This is a genomic window from Providencia sp. PROV024, assembly GCF_032709665.1.
In the GTDB taxonomy this organism is placed as follows: Bacteria; Pseudomonadota; Gammaproteobacteria; order Enterobacterales; family Enterobacteriaceae; genus Providencia; species Providencia huashanensis.
This window is the reverse complement of the sequence record NZ_CP120545.1, coordinates 2,921,871-2,943,339: the sequence shown is the minus strand read 5'-3', so window position 1 is coordinate 2,943,339 and position 21,469 is coordinate 2,921,871. Positions and strand designations below refer to the sequence as shown.

Genomic DNA, 21,469 nt, shown 5'->3' with positions numbered 1-21,469 from the left:
ACATAATAATATTTAACTAACCGCTTCATTTTTAATCACGCAAACGGTTTCGTATTGATGAACATTGCTCTATAATGTCCTTCGGTTTCCCTGCTTTCATGTTCAGGGCTGGCGTTTAAAAGAGAGAAATTAAGACTATGGAAATTTTGCGTGGTTCACCTGCTCTATCAGCATTTCGTATTACCCGCCTTTTGGCGCTGTTCACAGAAAAACAGCTCCCTGTTACGGATATTTATGCTGAATATATGCACTTTGCTGAGCTGTCAGCGCCGTTAAGTGAAAGTGAGCAAGGCAAACTGAGCAGTTTGTTAAAGTATGGTCCTTCTCTGGCGGAGCATGACCCATTCGGTAAGCTGATTCTAGTGACCCCACGTCCGGGGACGATTTCTCCATGGTCTTCTAAAGCAACGGATATCGCGCATAACTGCGGTCTTACTCAAGTGAAACGTATTGAACGCGGAATTGCTTACTATGTTCAAGGGGACAACTTAACCCAAGAACAATGGCATGATGTAATCACTATTTTGCATGACCGCATGATGGAAACTATTTTTTCTTCTTTTGAACAAGCCAGTGCGTTGTTTGCGCAGCAACAACCAGCTCCCATGAAAGTGGTTGATATTATTGCTGGTGGACGCCTTGCATTAGAAACAGCAAATAAAGAAATGGGGTTAGCATTGGCTGATGATGAAATAGATTATCTGCTAAATGCTTTTACAGGCTTGAAGCGTAACCCAACAGACGTTGAATTATATATGTTTGCACAAGCAAACTCAGAACACTGCCGCCATAAAATTTTTAACGCAGATTGGGTTATTGACGGTGAAGAACAGCCGAAATCGCTGTTTAAAATGATTAAAAATACCTTTGAGAAAACACCTGATCACGTTTTATCTGCATATAAAGATAATGCTGCGGTAATGGAAGGCTCATCAGTTGGCCGCTTCTTCCCTGATCCAGAAGGGCGCACTTATCGTTATCATCAAGAAGATGCACATATTTTAATGAAAGTAGAGACACACAACCACCCAACGGCAATCTCTCCGTGGCCTGGTGCTGCAACAGGGTCTGGTGGTGAAATTCGTGATGAAGGGGCCACAGGTCGTGGTGCAAAACCAAAAGCAGGCTTAGTTGGTTTTTCTGTTTCTAACTTACGAATTCCGGGCTTTGAACAGCCATGGGAAGAGGATTTCGGTAAACCTGAGCGGATTGTTACTGCGCTGGACATTATGATGGAAGGGCCTCTTGGGGGGGCGGCATTTAATAATGAGTTTGGCCGTCCTGCGTTATTGGGTTACTTCCGTACCTATGAAGAAAAAGTTAACAGCCATAATGGTGAAGAATTACGAGGCTACCACAAACCAATTATGCTAGCGGGCGGTATTGGTAATATCCGAGCGGACCATGTTCAAAAAGGTGAGATCACCGTAGGTGCTAAATTAGTAGTACTTGGCGGCCCTTCCATGAATATTGGTTTAGGGGGAGGTGCTGCATCATCTATGGCGTCAGGTCAATCCGATGCTGATTTAGATTTTGCCTCCGTGCAACGTGATAATGCAGAGATGGAGCGTCGCTGCCAAGAGGTTATCGATAGGTGTTGGCAGCTTGGTGATGATAACCCAATCTTATTTATTCATGATGTGGGCGCTGGTGGTCTGTCAAATGCTATGCCTGAGCTAGTCAGTGATGGGGGCCGTGGAGGTCGCTTTGAACTGCGTAAAATCCTCAATGATGAGCCGGGAATGAGCCCATTAGAAGTGTGGTGTAATGAGTCACAAGAACGCTATGTTATGGCGGTTTCACCAGAACAGCTTCCTGTATTTACGGCAATTTGTGAGCGTGAGCGTGCGCCATTTGCAGTGATTGGTGAAGCAACAGAAGAACGCCATTTAACGCTAAATGACCAGCATTTTAATAATCAACCTATTGATATGCCGTTGGATGTGCTACTGGGTAAAACGCCGAAAATGCTTAGGGATGTGAAAACCCTGAAAGCAGAAGCCGATGCATTAGATAGAACAACGATTAACCTAAATGAAGCGGTTAAACGTGTACTTCATTTACCTGCGGTGGCTGAGAAAACGTTCTTAATTACGATTGGTGACCGTACCGTTACCGGGATGGTCGCTCGCGACCAAATGGTCGGGCCATGGCAGATCCCTGTTGCAGATTGCGCAGTAACAACAGCAAGCTTAGATAGCTACTATGGTGAGTCGATGTCTATCGGCGAAAGAACGCCGGTAGCACTATTAGATTTCGCGGCCTCTGCACGTATGGCTGTCGGTGAAGCGTTAACAAATATCGCCTGTTCTTACGTTCAAGATTTAAAACGCGTCAAATTGTCAGCAAACTGGATGGCGGCAGCAGGGCATCCAGGTGAAGATGCTGGGTTATATGAAGCGGTTAAAGCCGTCGGTGAAGAGCTTTGCCCTGCATTAGGGTTAACCATCCCTGTTGGTAAAGACTCAATGTCAATGAAAACACGTTGGCAGCATGAGGGTGAGGAACGTGAAATGACGTCACCACTCTCATTGGTGATCACTGCATTTGGACGTGTAGAAGATGTGCGTTTAACAGTGACTCCTGAATTAAAAACATCGACAGATAACGCATTATTATTGATTGACCTTGGTCAAGGCCACAATGCATTAGGTGGTTCTGCACTCGCACAGGTTTATCGCCAATTAGGCAACAAAGCCCCTGATGTACGCAGCCCTGAGTTGCTGCTCGGCTTCTTTAATACTGTGCAGAAATTATTATCAGAGCAAAAATTACTCGCTTATCACGACCGTTCAGATGGCGGTTTGTTTGTCACATTAGCGGAAATGGCTTTTGCAGGGCACTGTGGGATCAATGTTGATATTAGCTCATTCGATGAAGACACTCTTGCCGCGTTATTCAATGAAGAACTTGGAGCTGTGATCCAAATTAATGGCGCGGATAAATCTTATGTAGAAGAATGCTTTGCTCAGGCTGGCTTGGCCTCTTGTGTTCATTATTTGGGGACGGCGACGCAAGATGATGCGGTGATAATTAATAGTCGCGATACGGTGGTTTATCATGGCTCTCGTAGCCAACTGCGCCAATGGTGGGCTGAAACAACATGGCAAATGCAACGTCTGCGTGATAACGAAGTGTGTGCTGATGAAGAGCACGCGATGAAACAAGATGACCAAGACCCTGGTTTACATGCTCATCTGACTTTTGATATTGAAGATGACGTCGCCGCGCCATATATTTTATCAGGTGTACGTCCAAAAGTGGCGGTATTGCGCGAACAAGGTGTTAACTCTCATGTTGAAATGGCAGCCGCTTTTGACCGTGCAGGTTTTGATGCGGTTGATGTTCATATGAGTGACTTGTTAGCGGGGAATTTATCCCTGAGTCAATTCCAAACACTGGTAGCTTGTGGCGGCTTCTCTTATGGTGATGTATTAGGGGCGGGGGAAGGTTGGGCAAAATCAATTTTGTTCAATAATAAAGTTCGTGATGAGTTTGCGGCATTCTTTAATCGTCCTGATACCTTATCCTTAGGGGTCTGTAATGGTTGCCAAATGATGTCAAACTTACATGAGCTGATCCCAGGAGCAGAGTACTGGCCACGTTTTGTTCGTAACCGTTCAGAACGTTTTGAAGCCCGCTTTAGTTTAGTTGAAATTGCGAATAGCCCGTCATTATTGCTGCAAAATATGGCTGGCTCTCGCATGGCGATAGCGGTTTCTCATGGCGAGGGGCAGGTAGAGGCTCGTGGTGCGGCACATTTACAGCAGTTAGAAGACAATGGGCTAGTAGCCATGCGTTTTGTGAATAATTATGGTCAAGTGACTGAGCAGTATCCAGCTAACCCGAATGGGTCAGTTAATGGGATCACTTCGGTTACCACAAAAGATGGGCGAGCCACTATTATGATGCCTCACCCAGAGCGTGTTTTCCGTACGGTGAGTAACTCATGGCACCCTGAAAACTGGGGAGAAGATAGCCCATGGATGCGAATTTTCCGTAATGCACGTAAACAATTAGGTTAATAGTTAATTAAGGTTGTTTATCAGGCCAGTTGATTTTTCTTCTGGCCTGTTTTTTTAGCGAGTAGGGGAGAAAACACTATTTCCAAAAGCGATTGATTTGTTCACGCAATGCTTCTGCGGTCTGCTTCCCTGTATCACCAACTAAGGCTCTCCCAGCGATAAACGCTTTCGCTTTGATGCCATTGAATAAGTGGATATCCTCAGGAACGATACCGCCAGTGATAGACAGTTCTAGCCCAAGGTCAGAAAGCTGACGCATTTTTTCAATATCTTCGTTAGTCCAACCAATACCAGCGAGTTCAGCATCACGAGACCGGTGGTATATGGCTTGTGAGATACCAAGTTCAACCCAGTTTTTAGCATCTTCAAATGTCCAATTACCATAGATTTCGATTTGGATTTCCCGGTTAAATTCATCGGCGACTTTTTTACAGGCGGCGATAGTGGCGATATGAGCCGCCGCGGAAACGGTGATCCAATCTGCACCAGCCTCAAAGGCCATACGGGAAAGAATGGCACCGCCATCGGTAGTTTTCATATCACAAACAATAATATGGTTTGGGTACTGTTTGCGTAACGTGGCAACGGCATTCATTCCTTCCGCAAAGGCTAAAATTGTTCCTACTTCAATAATATCGACAAAGGAGTGCACATTTTCAGCGACGTTTAAAGCGGATTGTAAGTCAGTTTGGTCTAATGCAATTTGGATCAAAGGTTTGGTCATTGTGATTGTCCTAGAATATTTTCACGTATCAAACGCGCAAGGCCATCACCATTGTTATCTGTAGCACAAACGACATCTGCGTGGGATTTCACGGTATCATCGGCATTCTTCATTGCAACTCCTAAGCCCGCTAGCTCAATCATGGAGATATCGTTGTGATTATCGCCGACAGCGATAACTTGGTTTGGTTGATACCCCAGAGAGTTAAGGTGTTCAGCTAAACGTATTCCTTTATTATTGCCTTTAGCGGCGAAATCGAAACGGTTTGACCATGACTTTTCTGCATTAAAAGTTTGTTTTATCCAAGGGGAATTCAAGAAACGTTGTAATGTAGCGGGTTCACCTTCGACAACAAACTTCCAAATATAGTCAGCGTGCTGGACTTGTTCTTCAAATGAATCAATACGATAAATTTTGGGTGGATGGGCCATTGTTGGGTCGTTAGCCCATTGCTCCATTGCATTCATGTAATCGATAGGATCGACTTTTGAATACACCATGGCATCAGTGATATACATCACCATTTTCAGCTTGTCTTGTTGCGCGAGTTCGATAAAAGTGAGTGCATTTTGTTTGGTGAGTGCATTGTGCGTGATAACTTTTTCGTTTTGGTAATCATAGATATAAGTACCATTGCAACAAATAATAGGCGTGGTTAGCTCTAGCTCATCATAATAAGGGCGAGCAGCGGTATGATGGCGTCCCGTTACAATCATAACGTGACATTGCTTTGTTGCTGCCTGAATGGCTTGTCTGACTTCAGGGTGAATTGTGTGATCCTGAGTGAGTACGGTGCCATCCAAATCAAGTGCTAATACTTTATACATAGTGGATTACCTCTATAGCTAATTAGTGATTTTCTTTTGTTATCATTAAATTAGCATAATGCTTGATCAATAACCTGATAAACATCATCAATCGTTCGACAGCGGCGCAATTTATTGAGGTCAACGCCTGTTTCACTGTCTTCATCATCAAGAACGCGAGTGACTTCCATTAAGCCTTCCATGTGTTCATCTGATGAACTGCCAGCAAGAGTGATCAGCACATCGACGGGTTCCTCTTCCCCATCAAAAATAATGGGGCTTTCTAATGTGACAAGGGCAAAAGCCGTGCGGATCACACCATCTTCAGGCCTAGCATGGGGAAGTGCGAGATTGGGCGCGATACAAATGTAAGGACCGAGTTTTTCGACGCTACTGATAATCGCATCATGGTAGGCGGGTTTGATTGCGCCAGAAGCGACCAGCATATCCGTACCGATTTTAATGGCATCACGCCAGTTGGTTGCGGATGCTTGTAGCTGGATTGAATTATTATCAATTAATGACTGTTTAAACCCCATCATTGTCTTCCTTTTAATATTAAATGAACATTTAAGGTCATAATTCCTCAGTGATGCTATTTATTTGCTAGAAAATTAGTATGAATAATACTGAGCAGTTCATCACCAAACGAATGTGGATTGAGCATATTTTGTACGCCTAAAACAAACTTGCCTTCACCTGGGTTCATCTCAGCACTTAGGTGTTTTGAAGAAACGATAATATCTGTTGCCGTTAATTTTGACTTATAGTCAGATACTGCGCAGGAGTCCATTACATGGGGAATGCCTTTTTTCTCAAGGTATTGACCAATTTTCATTTTCATCATCATTGATGAACCTTGTCCATTACCGCAAACGGCTAAAATCCTAACGGGTTTAACACTGGGGTTTTCAAATGTAGCTTCGGGTGGTTCTTCAGTTTCTTCTAGCTCAGTAATAGGCCCTAAAGCGGCTTGTGCATCTTCCTCTGCGCGTAGTTTTTTAGCCGCAAAGTACATATAGACAACGGCTAACGCCACGACAACAAAGAAAAACATTTTTGAAAATGATAACCCTTGCATAATAACAGGGAAGGCTAATGCCCAGTCGGCCATACCCATCCAGCCGCTGAAATCAGTGCCTTGGCGGTTAATCAAATCAATCGCCCATGCCGAGCCTAATATTTCTATGACTCCCATGACAAAACATACTTTCATCACGGCTTTCCAGCCCCCAAAGTGGTTAGCGAAAATACCGATAGTGGCGTTTGAGAAAAACATCGGGATAAAGCCTGGGATAATCATAATAGGGGAGCTAAATGCCAGCATACCGAGTACGGCAACAAATTGGCCAATTGCCCCCCACATAAAGCCAAATACCATTGCATTTGGTGAAAAGGCGTAGATAGCCGCACAGTCAATCGCGAGCACTGCATTTGGGATCACTCGTTCTGAAATACCTTTAAAAGCTTCCGATAATTCAGCCACAAACATACGCACGCCGGTTACAATAATTTGAATAGCTACCGCAAATTTTAGCCCAGTCTCAATAATATAGATGGTCCAGTGTGTTGTGCCTGCCATTGATTGTAGGTTTGGAATGCCGAAGGAAATCAGGATAACCCCAAAGAACAAGGTCATCACAATCGCTGTTGCAGAAATACTATCGTGGAAGATGTGTAACCATTTTGGTAAGTTTAAATTATCTACGCTGTCTTTTTTATCTCCTAATTTTGGTGCGACTTTAGTGGCTATCCATGAGGCAAATTGTTGCTGGTGGCCAATTGAGAAACCAGCCCCACCAGTGACTTCCTGCGTAGGTTTAAACATAATATTGGAGGAAATCCCCCAATATAACGCCATTAAAACCGCAGAGTAGATAATGGTTTCCCACATACTTGCGCCAAGTACAAAATAGAAAACAGCAATCAACCCTGCTTGCTGGAACATGATATGTCCCGTCAGCATGATGGTGCGGATACCGGTAATACGGCGAAAGAGTACCAGTAGGATGTTAAGTGCAAGTGCTAACAATACCGTATAACCCACCCATGAATAGTCATCCCCCATGGTTTCCATAGTGGCCATCATGGAGGTATAAGGGTCAATGACTGAACCGGTGAGGCCATGATATTCAGACATTTTTTCAATCACGGGTTTGAAGCTGGAGACCAGAGTACTGGCACCAACACTGACTAACATAAAGCCGACAATGGTTTTGATTGTTCCTTTAAGAATTGTGGTACCGTCACGCTTCAAAAGCCAGTAACCAATAAAAGTGACTAAGCCTAATAATAGAGGCGCTTTTGTCATTACCTGGCTGTAAAAAATATAGAAAGCGTCGTATAAAAAATCCATATTTTTACCTCTAATCAAATTGTTTTTGTAATTTATATGGGGTAGAGATTAATCATATTGATCGTATCTGGTGTTCTTGCGATATAATCATTTTAAACCTATAAAATGTCGTTAAAAAACCAAAAGTAATCATATGTAATCACTGTCTGATCTTTTATGATTGTTTGCATTTGTCTGTTTTTTTACCAGCAAAAAAATAAATAAATGGCGACTTGATCACGTAAAATTTAAAAACACCAATAAAATCAGTGTTATTTTTTTATTCATAGTAAATATCTGTTTTTTTTTACGACAAAGGTTGACAACTAATAGCGAGATAAATAGAATCAAAACCAATCACAAGTAATCAAACTTAATCATAGGGTGATTACTTATTAACAGGACGATAGTTATGAATGAAGTGCAAAGACACAATGAAATATTGTCTTTATTAGAAACAAATAGGGTGATCAACGTTTCTCATATTACCGATCACTTTAATGTGTCTCCTGCAACGGCTCGTCGCGATATTTCTAAGTTAGATGAGCAAGGTAAGTTACGAAAAGTCCGTAATGGTGCAGAAAGAATTGAAAATAAAAAGCGTAAGTGGACACCGTTAAATATTAACAGTACTGACCACTACGAGGAAAAATCACAAATAGCGGTTAAGGCGGCAGAAATCTGTTTACCCGGTGAGAGCGCGGTAATTAACTGCGGTTCAACAGCGTTCCTTCTTGGGCAGCAATTGTGCGGGAAAAACGTACAGATAGTGACCAATTATTTTCCGCTAGCAAGCTATTTAATAGACCAAGACCACGACGATGTTATTTTAATTGGTGGCCAGTACAACAAGGCACAAAATATTTTTTTAAACCCAGCTCTGAACAGCTTAATGGGTTATGCAGGTAACTGGATGTTTACATCGGGCAAAGGCTTAACAGAGGCCGGCTTGTATAAAGCGGATATGTTAACGGCGGTGGCTGAACAACAGATGCTTGACCAAATCGATAAGCTCGTGGTGGTGGTTGACAGTTCTAAGGTGGGGCATCGAACAGGAATGCTCTTTTGCCCAGCAAATAAAATTGATGTTTTAATTACTGGAAAAAACGCTAACCCTGAAGTTATTAAAGCCATTGAAGCACAGGGAACACGGGTCATACTGGTCTAATTCCTTCATATATTTGGTTTATTGCATTTAATCCTATCTTGCTAAGTGCCTTAATGCTCTATTAAGGCGCCAAGCTCCCTACATTCAAAATTCTGGAAAAAGGTATTAATACTATGAGTAAAGTAAATGAAATCACACGTGAATCTTGGATTTTAAGTACGTTTCCTGAGTGGGGAACTTGGTTGAATGAAGAAATTGAAAAAACGGCTGTTGAGCCAAACACATTCTCAATGTGGTGGTTAGGCTGTACAGGAATTTGGCTGAAAAGTGCAGGTAATACCAATATTTCTATCGATTTTTGGTGTGGGACAGGTAAAAAAACGCAGAAAAATCCGTTGATGAATAAGCAACACCAAATGATGCGCATGGGAGGGGTAGAAGCATTACAGCCTAACCTAAGAACCTCTATTTTTCCTCTCGACCCATTTGCAATTAAACAAATTGATGCGGTATTAGCCTCCCATGACCATGCCGACCATATTGATGTCAATGTCGCAGCCGCAGTATTACAAAATTGCGGTGAACACGTTAAATTTATTGGCCCGCAAGCTTGTGTTGATTTATGGACCAAATGGGGCGTTCCTACAGAGCGTTGTGTTGTGGCAAAGGTGGGGGATGTGATTGAAGTCGGAGACATGAAAATTCGTGTACTCGATTCTTTCGACCGTACAGCACTGGTTACGCTACCGCAAGGCGTGTCTTCTTATGATAAAGAAATCCTAGATGGTATGGATTACCGTGCAGTGAATTATTTAATTGAAACAACAGGTGGTTCTATTTATCACTCAGGTGATTCTCACTATTCAAATTATTACGCAGCACATGGTAACCGTTATAATATTGACGTGGCATTGCTTTCTTTTGGAGAGAACCCCCGTGGAGTCACGGACAAAATGACTTCATCTGATATTTTGCGTGCTGCGGAGTCACTTGATTGCGAGCGAGTTATTCCATTCCACCATGATATTTGGGCCAACTTCCAAAATGACCCACGTGAAATAGAAGTTTTATGGAATATGAAAAAAGAGCGTTTACAATACAAATTTGCGCCGTTTTTCTGGCAGGTAGGTGGTAAGTATACTTACCCAACAGATAAAGACCGCATACATTATCAGCATTTCCGTGGCTTTAATGATATTTTTAAAAATGAACCTGAACTGCCATATAAAGCATTCTTATAATTAATCCTGCTATTAAAAACCAGCGTTTAAGGAGACTTAAGCGCTGGTTTTTTTATGAGGTTTAAAATAGCATGCATATATTTAAATAATATGAATTATCAGTATTTTTTATTGTTATATGGTTAGTTTTTTTGTTTCTCTATTGATATTGACTGTCTTAATTTAATCATTTTTAATCTTAATGTTATCAATGTGGATAATATTTAATTAAAATTACATTTATTCTAGGTGAAAATATGGAAAATGAAATAATATTACATGATTTAACTGAGCGTATATCTTCAATTAGCGAAGAAATTGCGATGTATAATGAAGATGAAGAAGTTATATTAGAGTCGTAAAGATTGAAAAAATGCCGTCCACGGCGGCATTTTAATGGAGGTGTGAATATGTATAACGGAATAACAAAACCAATGATAAAGCGTTCTCATCATGTTATTGAATCTGATAATGGAAATATTTGTATTGGTGAGATCCCTAGTAAGGCTAAAATAATTAAGTCCCCCCCTGAATGGGTAAAAGTCGTATTGTCTAAATTAGATGGAGAACATACATTACCTAGAATAATAAAGGAACTATTAAATAGAAACTTAAATGTTGAAGAATATGAAGTCATAGATTTTATTCAAAAAATGATATCATGTGGTTTAGTTGAAGATAATATTATTTCATCCGAATTACTTTCTTCTAGAGAGATTGAATTGTACGATCGTCAATTATTACAATTTTCTTTAGTCGATAATGATAATTTATCATCGATAAGATATCAGGAACGTTTGAAAAAAAGCAGAGTTTTAGTGCTGGGAATGGGTGGATGGGGAACATGGTGCTCATTACAACTTGCATTAATGGGGGTTGGAACGTTAAGGATTGTTGATGGTGATATTGTCGAATTATCAAACCTAAATAGACAAGTCTTATATACAGAGGAGGATATCGGAAAAAGAAAAGTTGACTCAGCTGAAAATGGAATATATAAGCATAATAAACACACTAAAATAGAAAAGTTTTTTGAATTTTTAACGCCAAATGAAAATAGAATTAATGATTTACTTAATAATGTTGATATGATTTTACTTGCATGGGCAAGTTTAGGCTACTACAAAAAAAATACGGTAGAGGAGGTAATACACAAAGTTGCTATTGATAAATCGATACCTATCATTGAACTTGGTGGGGACCCACATGAAATATCCATAGGACCTATTTATTTAAATAATCAAATAGGGAAAACATACTTTGATGTTAAACATCAAATTAAAAAAACATTCTATAGTGATGACCCGACAGTGAAAGAGTTTCAAGAAGCAAGAATGAAGCAACAGTTTTTAAATGGGGTGAGAACTGTTAATGCTTGGCAAAGCTCACCATCACTAGCTGTAATGTCAGGGTTAGTGATTGACCAAGTAATTAAAGTTATTACTAAATATGATGCTATCTCATTGGAAGGAAGGAAAGTTACAATCTCACTTAGGGACTTGAGTTTTTCAGAGGAGAATCTGTTTAATGGGGATAAGTAAGCATAACAAAGAATTTTTAAGTAATGGGTATACTAGTTTTTCAATAAAAGATTTTTTTCCTGAATTTGAAGTTAATTTAAATTTAATTAATAATATTGAAGAGGATAAATGGAGTTTTATTATAAAAAATAGGCGAGGGGTAAGCGATTTTTATCTTTCTGACACTGATATAGAGAGTATCAATTATGAAAAAACAATAGCATTTGAGGATAGAGATAATGGCGAGTTTTCATTTTCATTTAGAAGAATATGCTTTGATGAAATTAAAATAATTTTAGTTGATTTAATTGCGGTTGTTGATGATGTTAAATTTAAAGATTTTTTATGGAGTATAACTGGAAAGAAAGTAAACATGATATCAAACATATATTTAAGCAAGTTTGATAAAAATGATTTTTTAACTACACATTGTGACTCCGATGATGGTATAGGCATCGTGATTAACTTAACAAAGGAATGGGAAGCGAACTATGGAGGGTTAACGATGATATTAGATAACGAAAAAAAAGAAATTTTAGAAACATTTATCCCATCATATCTAAACATTTTAATTTTTGACACAAAAAAAAGAAAAATCCCACATTTTGTTTCTACAGTAACATCTAATAAAATAAGCAAAAGAATGGCATTAGTTGTGAGGTATAATGAAAAAAATTAAAGTGCTTCTTTGTGCTACTTTAATGTCATTAATATGGGGGAGTGCATTTCCTATATCAAAACTGGCAATTGACCAAGTAGGTGTTTGGGGTTTTAGAATCTATTCATTAGTTATTTCAGTTGTTTTTTTGTGTTTTGTATTTTTCATTATTGGTCGATATCGGTTTAATATTCAATACTTTTTAAAAAGTATCCCACTTGGTTTTTTGAATGTTTTTTTGGTTCCTATATTAAATAGTTTGGCGTTAAAGTATACTGAAGCGGTAAAGGCGTCTGTACTTGTTTATACGATGCCAGTAATGGCAACACTCTTGCTGAGCATAATGAATAAACACATTGAATTTCGTTCAATAATTGTGTCTTTATTATGTATTAGTGGCATTTTTATATTTATAGCGCCATCTGGCATAAGTATTGGCGAAGCGATAATTCTATTAAGTGCACTCATGTGGGCGATAGGAACCATTTTATCTGAAAAAATCGTCTTAAAAATAAACCTAACTTCAAAAGTATTTTACCAAAATATAGTCTCATTGATTTTTCTTGTATTGTTAATGCCATTTTTAGATGTTGATGTAAACATATTGAGTAATATACATCCTGAATTTCTTTGGACTGTATATATTCCAATTATCTATATGGGGCTGGCTAATGGGGTGATTGTTTATATTCTTTGGTATTACATGATAGGGCACGGCGGTGTTAAACTGTCATCATACTCAATTCTTATTTCACCAATCATTAGTGTCATGATCTCATCTTATCTTTTAGATGAGTCTATGACAATTTCAATGATAATCGGTATGTTATTTATTCTTTTAAGTATGTTAATTATTTTTTTAGAAAAAAATAAAGTTTGATATTCAAATAACGGCTTACATGCTTTTAGTGATTAAACTTCCTATCGGTGCTGCGTACTCCTCCCCCCTAAAGGGCGGAGGGGCGACGAGTTATTCACAAATGCCAAGTTATTCTGTTGTTAGCTAAGCTAGTCTTTAATGCTTCTTAACGTGGTTACTTCCTTGTACTTTACTCTGGTATTTCACTTACCTGTTGCCTAACCACATTAAGCATTATTTAAAGAGTGTAACATTACTCAAGAATAAACATGCCATAGGGGTGGATCTGTAAATAAAGGTTTTCCCCTACTGTTGGCTGCAATTGTGTGGCATTAATTTGCAACAACATGGATTGACCATGCCAATCAACAGTGACCTCATATTGAGGCCCCATATAAGCCACATGAGTGACAGTACAGCGTTGGCTATCGTCACCTTGTAAGCTGAGCGTGATAGCTTCAGGGCGTACACCGACAGTGATTTCCGTATTATCCGTTGCTAGTTGTGCTGGGCGAGGTAAGTGATAATTAAAAATATTTACTGAATCATGAGTCAGTGTGGCAGGGAAAATATTCGCATCTCCCATAAAGCTGGCCATAAACCTTGAGGCAGGCTGACGGTACAGTTCTTGTGGAGAACCTAATTGCATGATTTTCCCTTTGTTCATCACCAAAACCATATCGGAAACGGCGAAGGCTTCACTTTGGTCATGGGTCACGTATAACGAGGTGATGTTAAACTGTTGCTGTAATTCACGGATTTTTTCACGCATGCTACGGCGTAAATTGGCATCTAAGTTACTTAATGGCTCATCAAATAACAACACTTTAGGTTTGAGGATCAAGGCACGAGCTAAAGCAACACGCTGTTGCTGGCCACCAGAAATTTGGTCAACAAAACGGTCAGCAAAGCCAGCTAAATCAACCAATTCTAGTGCTTCGTCAACACGTTTTCTGATTTCAGCTTTAGGTAAGCCTAACATTTTCAAACCATAACCGACGTTGTCCCCTAACGACATATGAGGGAATAGGGCATATGATTGGAAAACCATACAAATATCACGTTGTTGGATTGAACGATCGGTAACATCCTCACCATCTATAAACATCCGTCCTTCTGTGGGTTTTTCTAACCCTGCGACTAAACGTAATACCGTGGTTTTACCACAGCCAGAGGGACCTAATAAGGTCACCATACTGCCTTGTGGAATAGAAAGACTTAAATCGTCGATGACCGTATTGGTACCAAAGCGTTTAGTCACATTTTTTAATTCAACAAAATTATGTTGTGTCATGTCAGTTACTCCATGATTACTGTGCATTTTTGGCTTTGGAACGTGAAACACGGGCTTCGCCAATTAAATAGTCAAATAAGAAAATAATGGCCAACATGACGACAATCAGTATTGAACCATAAGCAATTGCCACGCCGTATTCACCATCCTCAACACGATTAAGAATGTAGGCAGTTGCTACGCGAGTATCGGGGGTTACCAAGAATACAATGGCACTTACTGTCGTGATCGCTCGCACGAAGCTATAAATCAAAGCCGATAAAATCGCAGGGCGCAGTAATGGCAACAGAATAAAGAAAATGGTGCGCATGGAGCCTGCCCGTAAGCTGAGTGAGGCTTCATCTAACGATTTATCAATTTGCCCTAAGCCCGCAATACCGGCACGGATACCGACCGGAACATTACGCATGGTCATCGATATAATGACGATAGCTGCGGTACCAGTTAAGTAAAATGGCGAGTCATTAAAGGCTAAAATGTATGACACACCAGCCACTGTTCCCGGTACGGCAAAGCACAGCATGGTGGTAAATTCGATGGTTTTTTTACCACGAAAATCTTGGCGAACGACGATATAAGCAATTAACAAGCCGAGTATGGCGGTGATTGGTGCAGCAATACCCGCGTACAGAAGGGTATCTAATAAGGATGGCCATGCGCCGTCACTCATACCTTGACCGAATAACTTAATAAAGTTATCGAAGGTTAATGTGTAATCAACGCCCCAGTTTACCGTGAAGCTACCATAGAAAATACTACCGTATAACAATACGTTAAAGGCAACCCAAATAGCTAAGAAGGTAGTTACAGTAGCAATTAATGACACAGGTAATGGTTGTACATCACCGCGATACGATTTGCCCGAAACAGTGACATAGGAACGCTTACCTATCCACATATATTGAACGCAGAACACTAATAGTGAGAAAACTAATAGTGATGCACCCAAGGTACTTGCTGCTTGATAATCGAGCTGAGAACCTGTGATATAAAAATAAATTTGTGTTGCTAGAACATCGAAGTTACCGCCTAACACTAATGGGTTACTAAAATCGGCTAATGACTGAACGATGACAATTAAGAATGCGTTAGCCAGTGCAGGTTTCAGTAATGGCATAAACACATTAAAAAAGGTTTGGTAGCGGTTAGCTCGTAAGGTATACGAAGCTTCTTCTAATGATGGATGAATAGTTTTAATTGCCCCATCCAAAATCATAAATGACATAGGGGTAAAGGCGAGGACTTGAGCTAGCCAAATACCAGTAAAACCGTATAACCAGTTGGTATTTTCTAACCCCATATAGGCCGCGAGAAATTCGGTGATATACCCAGAACGCCCCATCATCAACGTAACACCCAAACCGACAACGAATGGCGGAGTTACGATGGGTAATATTGAGAAAATACGGCCAATAATTGCGGAGCGTTTCGCAATACGAGTGGTGTAAATAGCTAAAATTAAACCAAAGAAGGTACAGCCAGCACCAACCGCCAATGATAAAAAGATTGAGTTAATAATGACTTGAACAATATGTGACTGTGTCAAAATCGCTACAAACGCAAAGGGAGCAAAATCGCCATTACCATCGGTGAACATGGGAATAAAAATAGCCACGCTCGGAAAAACAATAAACAGCGCAATCAGGGTGACAACAGTGATGAGTGAACCAATAACAAACTGGTCGCCACCAAGCCATTCAAGGCGTGTTAGTGCGAGAGTCATCACCATGCCAAGGGCGATAAATAACACTATCGAAGAGTAGCCTAAGCCTTTTCCTTCAAGATAAGAGGTCAAAATGACTACAGCAACCGTTGCTACTGCAATGCCAATATCCAAATAATGGCGAGTTTTATGATAGCGATCCGCAGGTGTTAACGGGCGAATAAATAAAATAGAAGGCAATAAATACCAAAGCCAACTAATGTTTAAGCTGCTCCAACCATACGCGGCAAGGATTTCATCTTGCGTAGAATCAAGTAAGCCATAATCAAGGCTCCAAGAAGGTAGCAAAGCAAAACCAATCCAAGCTAATAACAACCAGAAAAAGGTGCTATCTCGCTTTTTAGGTGGTGTCAGTGTTAGGGTTTGAGACATAGATCCCCCTAAGCTCATTATATTTTGTGTAAGCAGGGTGTTTAGCCATGACACAAACTATTTTGAGCTTAATTAAATTAATTTTTATTTTAGTTAAGTAAGTGCTCAATGCGGCGTATTAACGCCGCACCAAATTGTTATTTGCTCATTTTTACTTCAGTAACCCATTTATTGATCAGGTTTTTACGGACATCTGCATCCCCGTATTTATCCATATCATAGTTAATTAGGTTTAAGTCATTGAGTTTTAATGAAACTGGGGAAGACTCCGCAGTGGTATTGGTTAAAATTTGGTAAGATTTACCTTCTTTCCAACTAAGTTCTTGCGCTTCTTTAGAGAGGACAAAATCAACGAATAGTTTGGCGTTATCCATATTGCGCGCATTTTTAAGGATACTGATACCGCCAATTTCATAGCCTGTACCTTCACAAGGTGCAATAAGCTCTAATGGTGCGCCATTTTCGACTTCTAATGAATAATCATGTAAGAACCCGATACCAATAGCAGACTCACCTCGAGCCGCATTACGTGCCGGTGCAATCCCTGACTTGGTGTATTGTGAAATATTCGCATTCAGTTTTTTCAGATAATCAAAAGCTTGTTCATTTCCCCATAGCTGGTCAAAAGTGGCCAGTGCGGTATAAGCTGTCCCTGAGCTTTGTGGGTCAGCAATTTGAATTTCGCCTTTATATTCAGGTTTAGTCAGGTCTTTCCAGCAAGTTGGGATAGGTAAACCTTTTTCTTTTAAGCGGTCTTTATTTACGCCAAAGCCTAAAATACCAATGTAAACCGCGGAAGAATAGTTCCCTTTACGTTTCGCAGGGTCTTGGAACTGAGGCATGATTTCAGATAATTTTGGCGATTTATAGGGTTCGAGTAAATCCATTTCCCCCGCCTGTGAATGAGGGTCTAATGTACCGCCATACCATACATCAGCTTGTGGATTGCGTTTTTCTGCTTCAATTTTAGCTAAAGTACTGCCAGAACCGTTACGAACAAATGTGGTTTTGACATCGTATTTTTTCGCGAAAGCTTGGGTTTCTGTTTCGCACATGGCATTAGTTGCGCTACAGTAAACCACCAGACGGCCTGCGGCATTTGCAGTGGTAGTGATTGCTGCAAGTGACAAACCCGCAGCGATAAGCGTAGAGAGAGTTTTCAGTTTCATTGTCAGTCCTTTTTTCAGGTTTTATTATCAGAGGGTGAAACAGTGCCTGCTAAGTGCTCCCGTTTGCTGACATTGGCAATCAAAAGAGGCATTAGCAGTAGCCCCATCAGAGCCGCTGCACTGGCGAGCAAGGTAAACATCCCTGACCAACCATAACGTGCAATGACCTGAGAGAGTGGCCATCCAGCAATTGCGGCACCTAAATAGGCGTACAAGCCAAGATAGCCTGTTACCGCTCCAGCTGCTTTTTTATGACAATATTCTGTTGCAGCTAGACCGATTAACATTTGTGGTCCAAAAACAAAAAAGCCGATAGCAAAAAAACATACAGCCAATAATGCATAATGATGAATTGGCGTTAACCATAAGGCGCTAACTGAAACACACAGGCCCAATGAAAACAGTAAAATCATAGGTGCGCGTTGGCCGCGAAACAAAAGATCTGAACCCCAGCCAGAACAAAGTGCCCCTAATAAGCCACCTAATTCAAATAACGATAATGTTGCGTTAGCACTCAGTAAGTTGGTACCGTGTGTTTCCGTTAACCATAGGTTTCCCCAATCATTTATTGCCATGCGGATCAAATAAACTAAGATATAAGAGAAACCTAATAACCAAATCATGCGGTTAAAAACGATGCTCTCTTTTAAAATCAAGAGCATTGGCATTGGCGGAGACAAACGCTCTTGGCGTAATTCCAGCACATCTTTTCGCCATTGGCCCACGCTAGGAAGATGCTCTTCTTGTGGTGTTCCTCGTAACTGACTACATAGCCATAAACCAACAACCACGCCAATTACCCCAGGAACAATTAAAGCCATCTGCCAGCTATATTGGGTGGCTAATAGCGCTGTCAATAAAGGCAGCAGCATTCCACCAAGGTTTATCGAGATATTCCATAACCCCCACCAAAAGCCACGTTCATTGCGTGAATACCAATGGGTTAAGATACGTGCGCAAGGAGGCCATCCCCAACCTTGGAAAAAACCATTTAATGTCCACACCACTAATAAAGCAGGGAACGATAAGCAATAGGCGAATACGATATTTAGCAACCCAGTCATCACTAGGCCTGCCCCCATAAACCAGCGATATCCTGTAATATCGTGAAAAATACCCGATAAAAACTTTGAAATACCGTAGGTAAGGTAAAACGCAGTGGCTATCCAGCCGATATCGCTTTTATCGAGAAACAATTCACTTTGCATAACTGGCATCACGAAATTAAAGCTTTTTCGTGTAAGGTAAAAAGTGGCATAACCAATAATCATTGATAGCATTAAGCGGCGACGCCAAAAACGATAAGTGTTATCCAGACTCAACGTGTCATTACCTGTCATGGTGTTGTTTCTCTTGTTTGGCAAATGTAATCAAGTTTTTAACAAAAAGGATGAGAGAAGGTATTAGAGGGGTAGGAATAATTCCTAGTTTTGCGATGTTTTATCTCAAAATGTGGGCAAGTTAACACTTATTTTCGTTCCATTTTGGGTGGTTAACGTCCAATCACCGCCTAAGGCTCTGACTCGTTCTTCAATACCACGTAAACCAAAGCCGCTGGTTCGTTTACTAAAAGGAATACCAACGCCATTATCATCAACGATAAGCTGGATCTGGTCATTTACTTGTTCAAGTGATATATGGATTTGAGTGGCTTTTGCATGCTTACTGATATTGTTAAGTAACTCTTGGACTAGCCGATATAGTGTAAATAAAACCGTTTCGTTTATTGGTGTTTCTTGTAAACCGTAATGAAAATGGCATTGAATATTCCTTTCAGGGAAGGAAAACTCAGCAATTAAGTGTTTAAGCGCTTTTTCCAAGGACATTTCTTCTAGCACGGGCGGGCGTAACTGGCGCAACAATTGCCGTGTAGACTGGTGAATTTGCTGCGCGAGTTCATTAATTTGGCTCGCTGCTTGCTGGCCAAGTGGGTCAGCGGCAGTTTTTTTGACTAACATTGATTGAATTTGGATGGCGGTAATATTTTGGCCGATTTCATCGTGTAACTCACGGGCAATCGCTTTTTTAATATCTTCTTCGGTATGGACTAATTGGCGCATTAAATCACGACGAGCTTTTAGCTCTTGTTCTAAACGTTGGCGGTAACGTTGTAAATTGCTAGCAAGTTGTTTTTGACGGCTAATGGCAATCCCTAATCCAATACCAATAAGGGCTTGGGTACTTAAGAACATCTCTAGCTCTTCTAAATCAGCGAAGGCACCGTGGAATTGCCGAGCAAAAGTAATAATTAAACTCCCTAATAGAGCGGAAAGTACTCCACCTTGCCAGCCATAGCGATAGGCCATAAAAACATTAGGAATAAATACCAGTAGGACAATTAAACGCTCTATTTCAGGCGCAAAAAAGACTTGAGCGCTTAAACCGACAACACAAAACAAAAAGCACCAGACAATCAATGAAGTACGTAATTGCTTATCAGGAGTCCCATAGTCAAGTAACATTTGGTAGTGCTGTTCGTGTAGATATTCATAAATTAGGTAAACAAATGGGGATAGCAAAATTCCGCCAGTAAATGTCGTTAAAAATAACTGGCTAACGGAATAGGGGGATAACCAACCAAATAATAACGCATGCAGAATGCTATTTGCAGCCACACCGGCGAGCAACAGTAATAAACGTTGCCAATATAAAGTGTATCGCCACCAGATATCTTGAATAATAAAAGCGACTCCAAGGCTGAGCAATGGAGAGAGTAATAAAATAGGTTGAAACAGTAATTGTTCTTCTGATAGCCAAAGATTGAGTATTCCTTCACTGAGTAGCAGTGTTGGCCAATAGCGTCGCCAAAGGATGATCATTAAAGCGAGTCTTAACCCTTGAGGAAGAAATAATGTTGCTTGAAAACTATTTTGGCTCAAATAAAAACCGATGATCCACAACCCAACCCACAATAATGAATAGGTAAAAAGTAGAAAGGTGGATTGTAGTGTTAATCGCAGGCTTTTATTCATCATAAATTATCGAGAAATCAGGTTGTGTTCTAATGCATAATGAACCAGATCGATGGTATTTTCACACTGTAATTTACCGAGTACATTAGCACGGTGCACATGAACAGTTTTATGGCTCAATTCGAGTTGTTCAGCTATGACCTTAACGCTTAACCCTGATACTAATAAATCAAATACTTCGCGTTCACGAGGGGTAAGCTCTTGAATTCCTTTTTGTTGCTGCGGTGAATGGCGTAAAGCTCTCATGGCATCTGAACATAGGTAGCAACCTCCCTGATGGACAGAACGAACAGCTTGGACTAATTCTTCTGGCCCGCAGCGTTTCGTTAAATAAGCGCTAGCCCCCGCATCTAACGCACTTTGAACAAAAGCCGGCGTGTCATAAATACTTAAAATAATTGTACGGAAGTCGGGCTTTTTCTGGCGTAGACGCGTGAGTAATTGCAAGCCGTTTTCATCAGGCATAGAAATGTCCATAATGGCCACATCTATATCAAGGTTAATTAGGTTTGGCCAAGCTTCTTGGGCATTTGCATATTGCCCAACCACTGAAATATCACTTTCTAAGGTAAGCAATTGAGCGAACCCAGACCGTACAACAATATGGTCATCAATTAAGGCGATTTTTATCATTTGGCTTTATTATTTTAATGTGTAGTGTGTTACTCAGTCTTATATCAAGAT

17 protein-coding genes are annotated in these 21,469 nt (G+C 40.4%); 7 read left to right on the top strand and 10 right to left on the bottom strand.

All coding sequences use genetic code 11. The features are described from left to right. Window positions 1-137: 137 nt before the first annotated feature. Window positions 138-4,025: a phosphoribosylformylglycinamidine synthase gene (gene purL / locus P3L56_RS13580; RefSeq protein ID WP_210831742.1), complete on the top strand. Its 3,888-nt coding sequence runs from the start codon at window positions 138-140 to the stop codon at window positions 4,023-4,025. Between the two features lie 76 nt (window positions 4,026-4,101). On the opposite strand, the gene P3L56_RS13575 is transcribed toward purL, so the two are convergent. The 4 genes from P3L56_RS13575 to P3L56_RS13560 are packed head-to-tail and all read right to left on the bottom strand — an operon-like array spanning window position 4,102 to window position 7,911. Next, a complete protein-coding gene (locus tag P3L56_RS13575) occupies window positions 4,102-4,749 on the bottom strand; it encodes a 3-keto-L-gulonate-6-phosphate decarboxylase UlaD (protein ID WP_129466138.1) in 648 nt (215 codons plus the stop codon). Next, a complete protein-coding gene (locus P3L56_RS13570) occupies window positions 4,746-5,576 on the bottom strand; it encodes a Cof-type HAD-IIB family hydrolase (RefSeq protein ID WP_198860768.1) in 831 nt (276 codons plus the stop codon). The genes P3L56_RS13575 and P3L56_RS13570 overlap by 4 nt, the downstream gene beginning before the upstream one ends. 50 nt (window positions 5,577-5,626) lie before the next feature. Continuing rightward, the gene (locus tag P3L56_RS13565) at window positions 5,627-6,094 is read right to left on the bottom strand and encodes a PTS sugar transporter subunit IIA (RefSeq protein WP_042844695.1); all 468 of its coding nucleotides are present in this window, start codon (window positions 6,092-6,094) and stop codon (window positions 5,627-5,629) included. A gap of 56 nt (window positions 6,095-6,150) precedes the next feature. After that, window positions 6,151-7,911, bottom strand: a complete 1,761-nt coding sequence (locus tag P3L56_RS13560; protein WP_198860767.1) for a PTS ascorbate-specific subunit IIBC — start codon at window positions 7,909-7,911, stop codon at window positions 6,151-6,153. 391 nt (window positions 7,912-8,302) lie between these two features. On the opposite strand from P3L56_RS13560, the gene ulaR reads away from it, so the two are divergent. The 6 genes from ulaR to P3L56_RS13530 all read left to right on the top strand — a co-directional run bounded on the left by ulaR (window position 8,303) and on the right by P3L56_RS13530 (window position 13,276). Beyond that, window positions 8,303-9,058 carry an HTH-type transcriptional regulator UlaR gene (gene ulaR / locus P3L56_RS13555; protein WP_042844690.1) on the top strand — a complete coding sequence of 252 codons (756 nt, stop codon included), beginning with the start codon at window positions 8,303-8,305 and terminating at the stop codon, window positions 9,056-9,058. Window positions 9,059-9,171: 113 nt separating this feature from the next. Then, window positions 9,172-10,239: an L-ascorbate 6-phosphate lactonase gene (gene ulaG / locus P3L56_RS13550; RefSeq protein WP_071548219.1), complete on the top strand. Its 1,068-nt coding sequence runs from the start codon at window positions 9,172-9,174 to the stop codon at window positions 10,237-10,239. A 236-nt stretch (window positions 10,240-10,475) separates the two neighbouring features. After that, a complete protein-coding gene (locus P3L56_RS13545) occupies window positions 10,476-10,580 on the top strand; it encodes a pantocin A family RiPP (protein ID WP_071548218.1) in 105 nt (34 codons plus the stop codon). A gap of 48 nt (window positions 10,581-10,628) precedes the next feature. Then, a complete protein-coding gene (locus tag P3L56_RS13540; RefSeq protein ID WP_198860766.1) occupies window positions 10,629-11,759 on the top strand; it encodes a ThiF family adenylyltransferase in 1,131 nt (376 codons plus the stop codon). Further along, the gene (locus tag P3L56_RS13535; protein WP_166686819.1) at window positions 11,746-12,417 is read left to right on the top strand and encodes a 2OG-Fe(II) oxygenase family protein; all 672 of its coding nucleotides are present in this window, start codon (window positions 11,746-11,748) and stop codon (window positions 12,415-12,417) included. Before P3L56_RS13540 ends, P3L56_RS13535 begins: the two co-directional genes overlap by 14 nt. Beyond that, window positions 12,404-13,276, top strand: coding sequence for a DMT family transporter (locus P3L56_RS13530; protein WP_131680551.1), 873 nt, complete (start codon window positions 12,404-12,406; stop codon window positions 13,274-13,276). Before P3L56_RS13535 ends, P3L56_RS13530 begins: the two co-directional genes overlap by 14 nt. A gap of 232 nt (window positions 13,277-13,508) precedes the next feature. Here P3L56_RS13530 and fbpC read toward each other — a convergent pair whose 3' ends face one another. The 6 genes from fbpC to P3L56_RS13500 form a co-directional block, all read right to left on the bottom strand. Next, window positions 13,509-14,549, bottom strand: coding sequence for a ferric ABC transporter ATP-binding protein (gene fbpC / locus P3L56_RS13525; RefSeq protein WP_042844680.1), 1,041 nt, complete (start codon window positions 14,547-14,549; stop codon window positions 13,509-13,511). Window positions 14,550-14,565: 16 nt separating this feature from the next. Next, window positions 14,566-16,644, bottom strand: coding sequence for an ABC transporter permease (locus tag P3L56_RS13520; RefSeq protein WP_042844677.1), 2,079 nt, complete (start codon window positions 16,642-16,644; stop codon window positions 14,566-14,568). A gap of 137 nt (window positions 16,645-16,781) precedes the next feature. After that, a complete protein-coding gene (locus P3L56_RS13515) occupies window positions 16,782-17,813 on the bottom strand; it encodes an ABC transporter substrate-binding protein (RefSeq protein WP_042844675.1) in 1,032 nt (343 codons plus the stop codon). A gap of 14 nt (window positions 17,814-17,827) precedes the next feature. Next, on the bottom strand, window positions 17,828-19,153 hold the full coding sequence (uhpC, locus tag P3L56_RS13510; protein ID WP_042844672.1) for an MFS transporter family glucose-6-phosphate receptor UhpC: 1,326 nt from the start codon (window positions 19,151-19,153) through the stop codon (window positions 17,828-17,830). A gap of 105 nt (window positions 19,154-19,258) precedes the next feature. After that, a complete protein-coding gene (locus P3L56_RS13505; protein WP_042845368.1) occupies window positions 19,259-20,785 on the bottom strand; it encodes an MASE1 domain-containing protein in 1,527 nt (508 codons plus the stop codon). A gap of 6 nt (window positions 20,786-20,791) precedes the next feature. Beyond that, a complete protein-coding gene (locus tag P3L56_RS13500; protein ID WP_042844669.1) occupies window positions 20,792-21,418 on the bottom strand; it encodes a response regulator transcription factor in 627 nt (208 codons plus the stop codon). Window positions 21,419-21,469 lie beyond the last annotated feature (51 nt).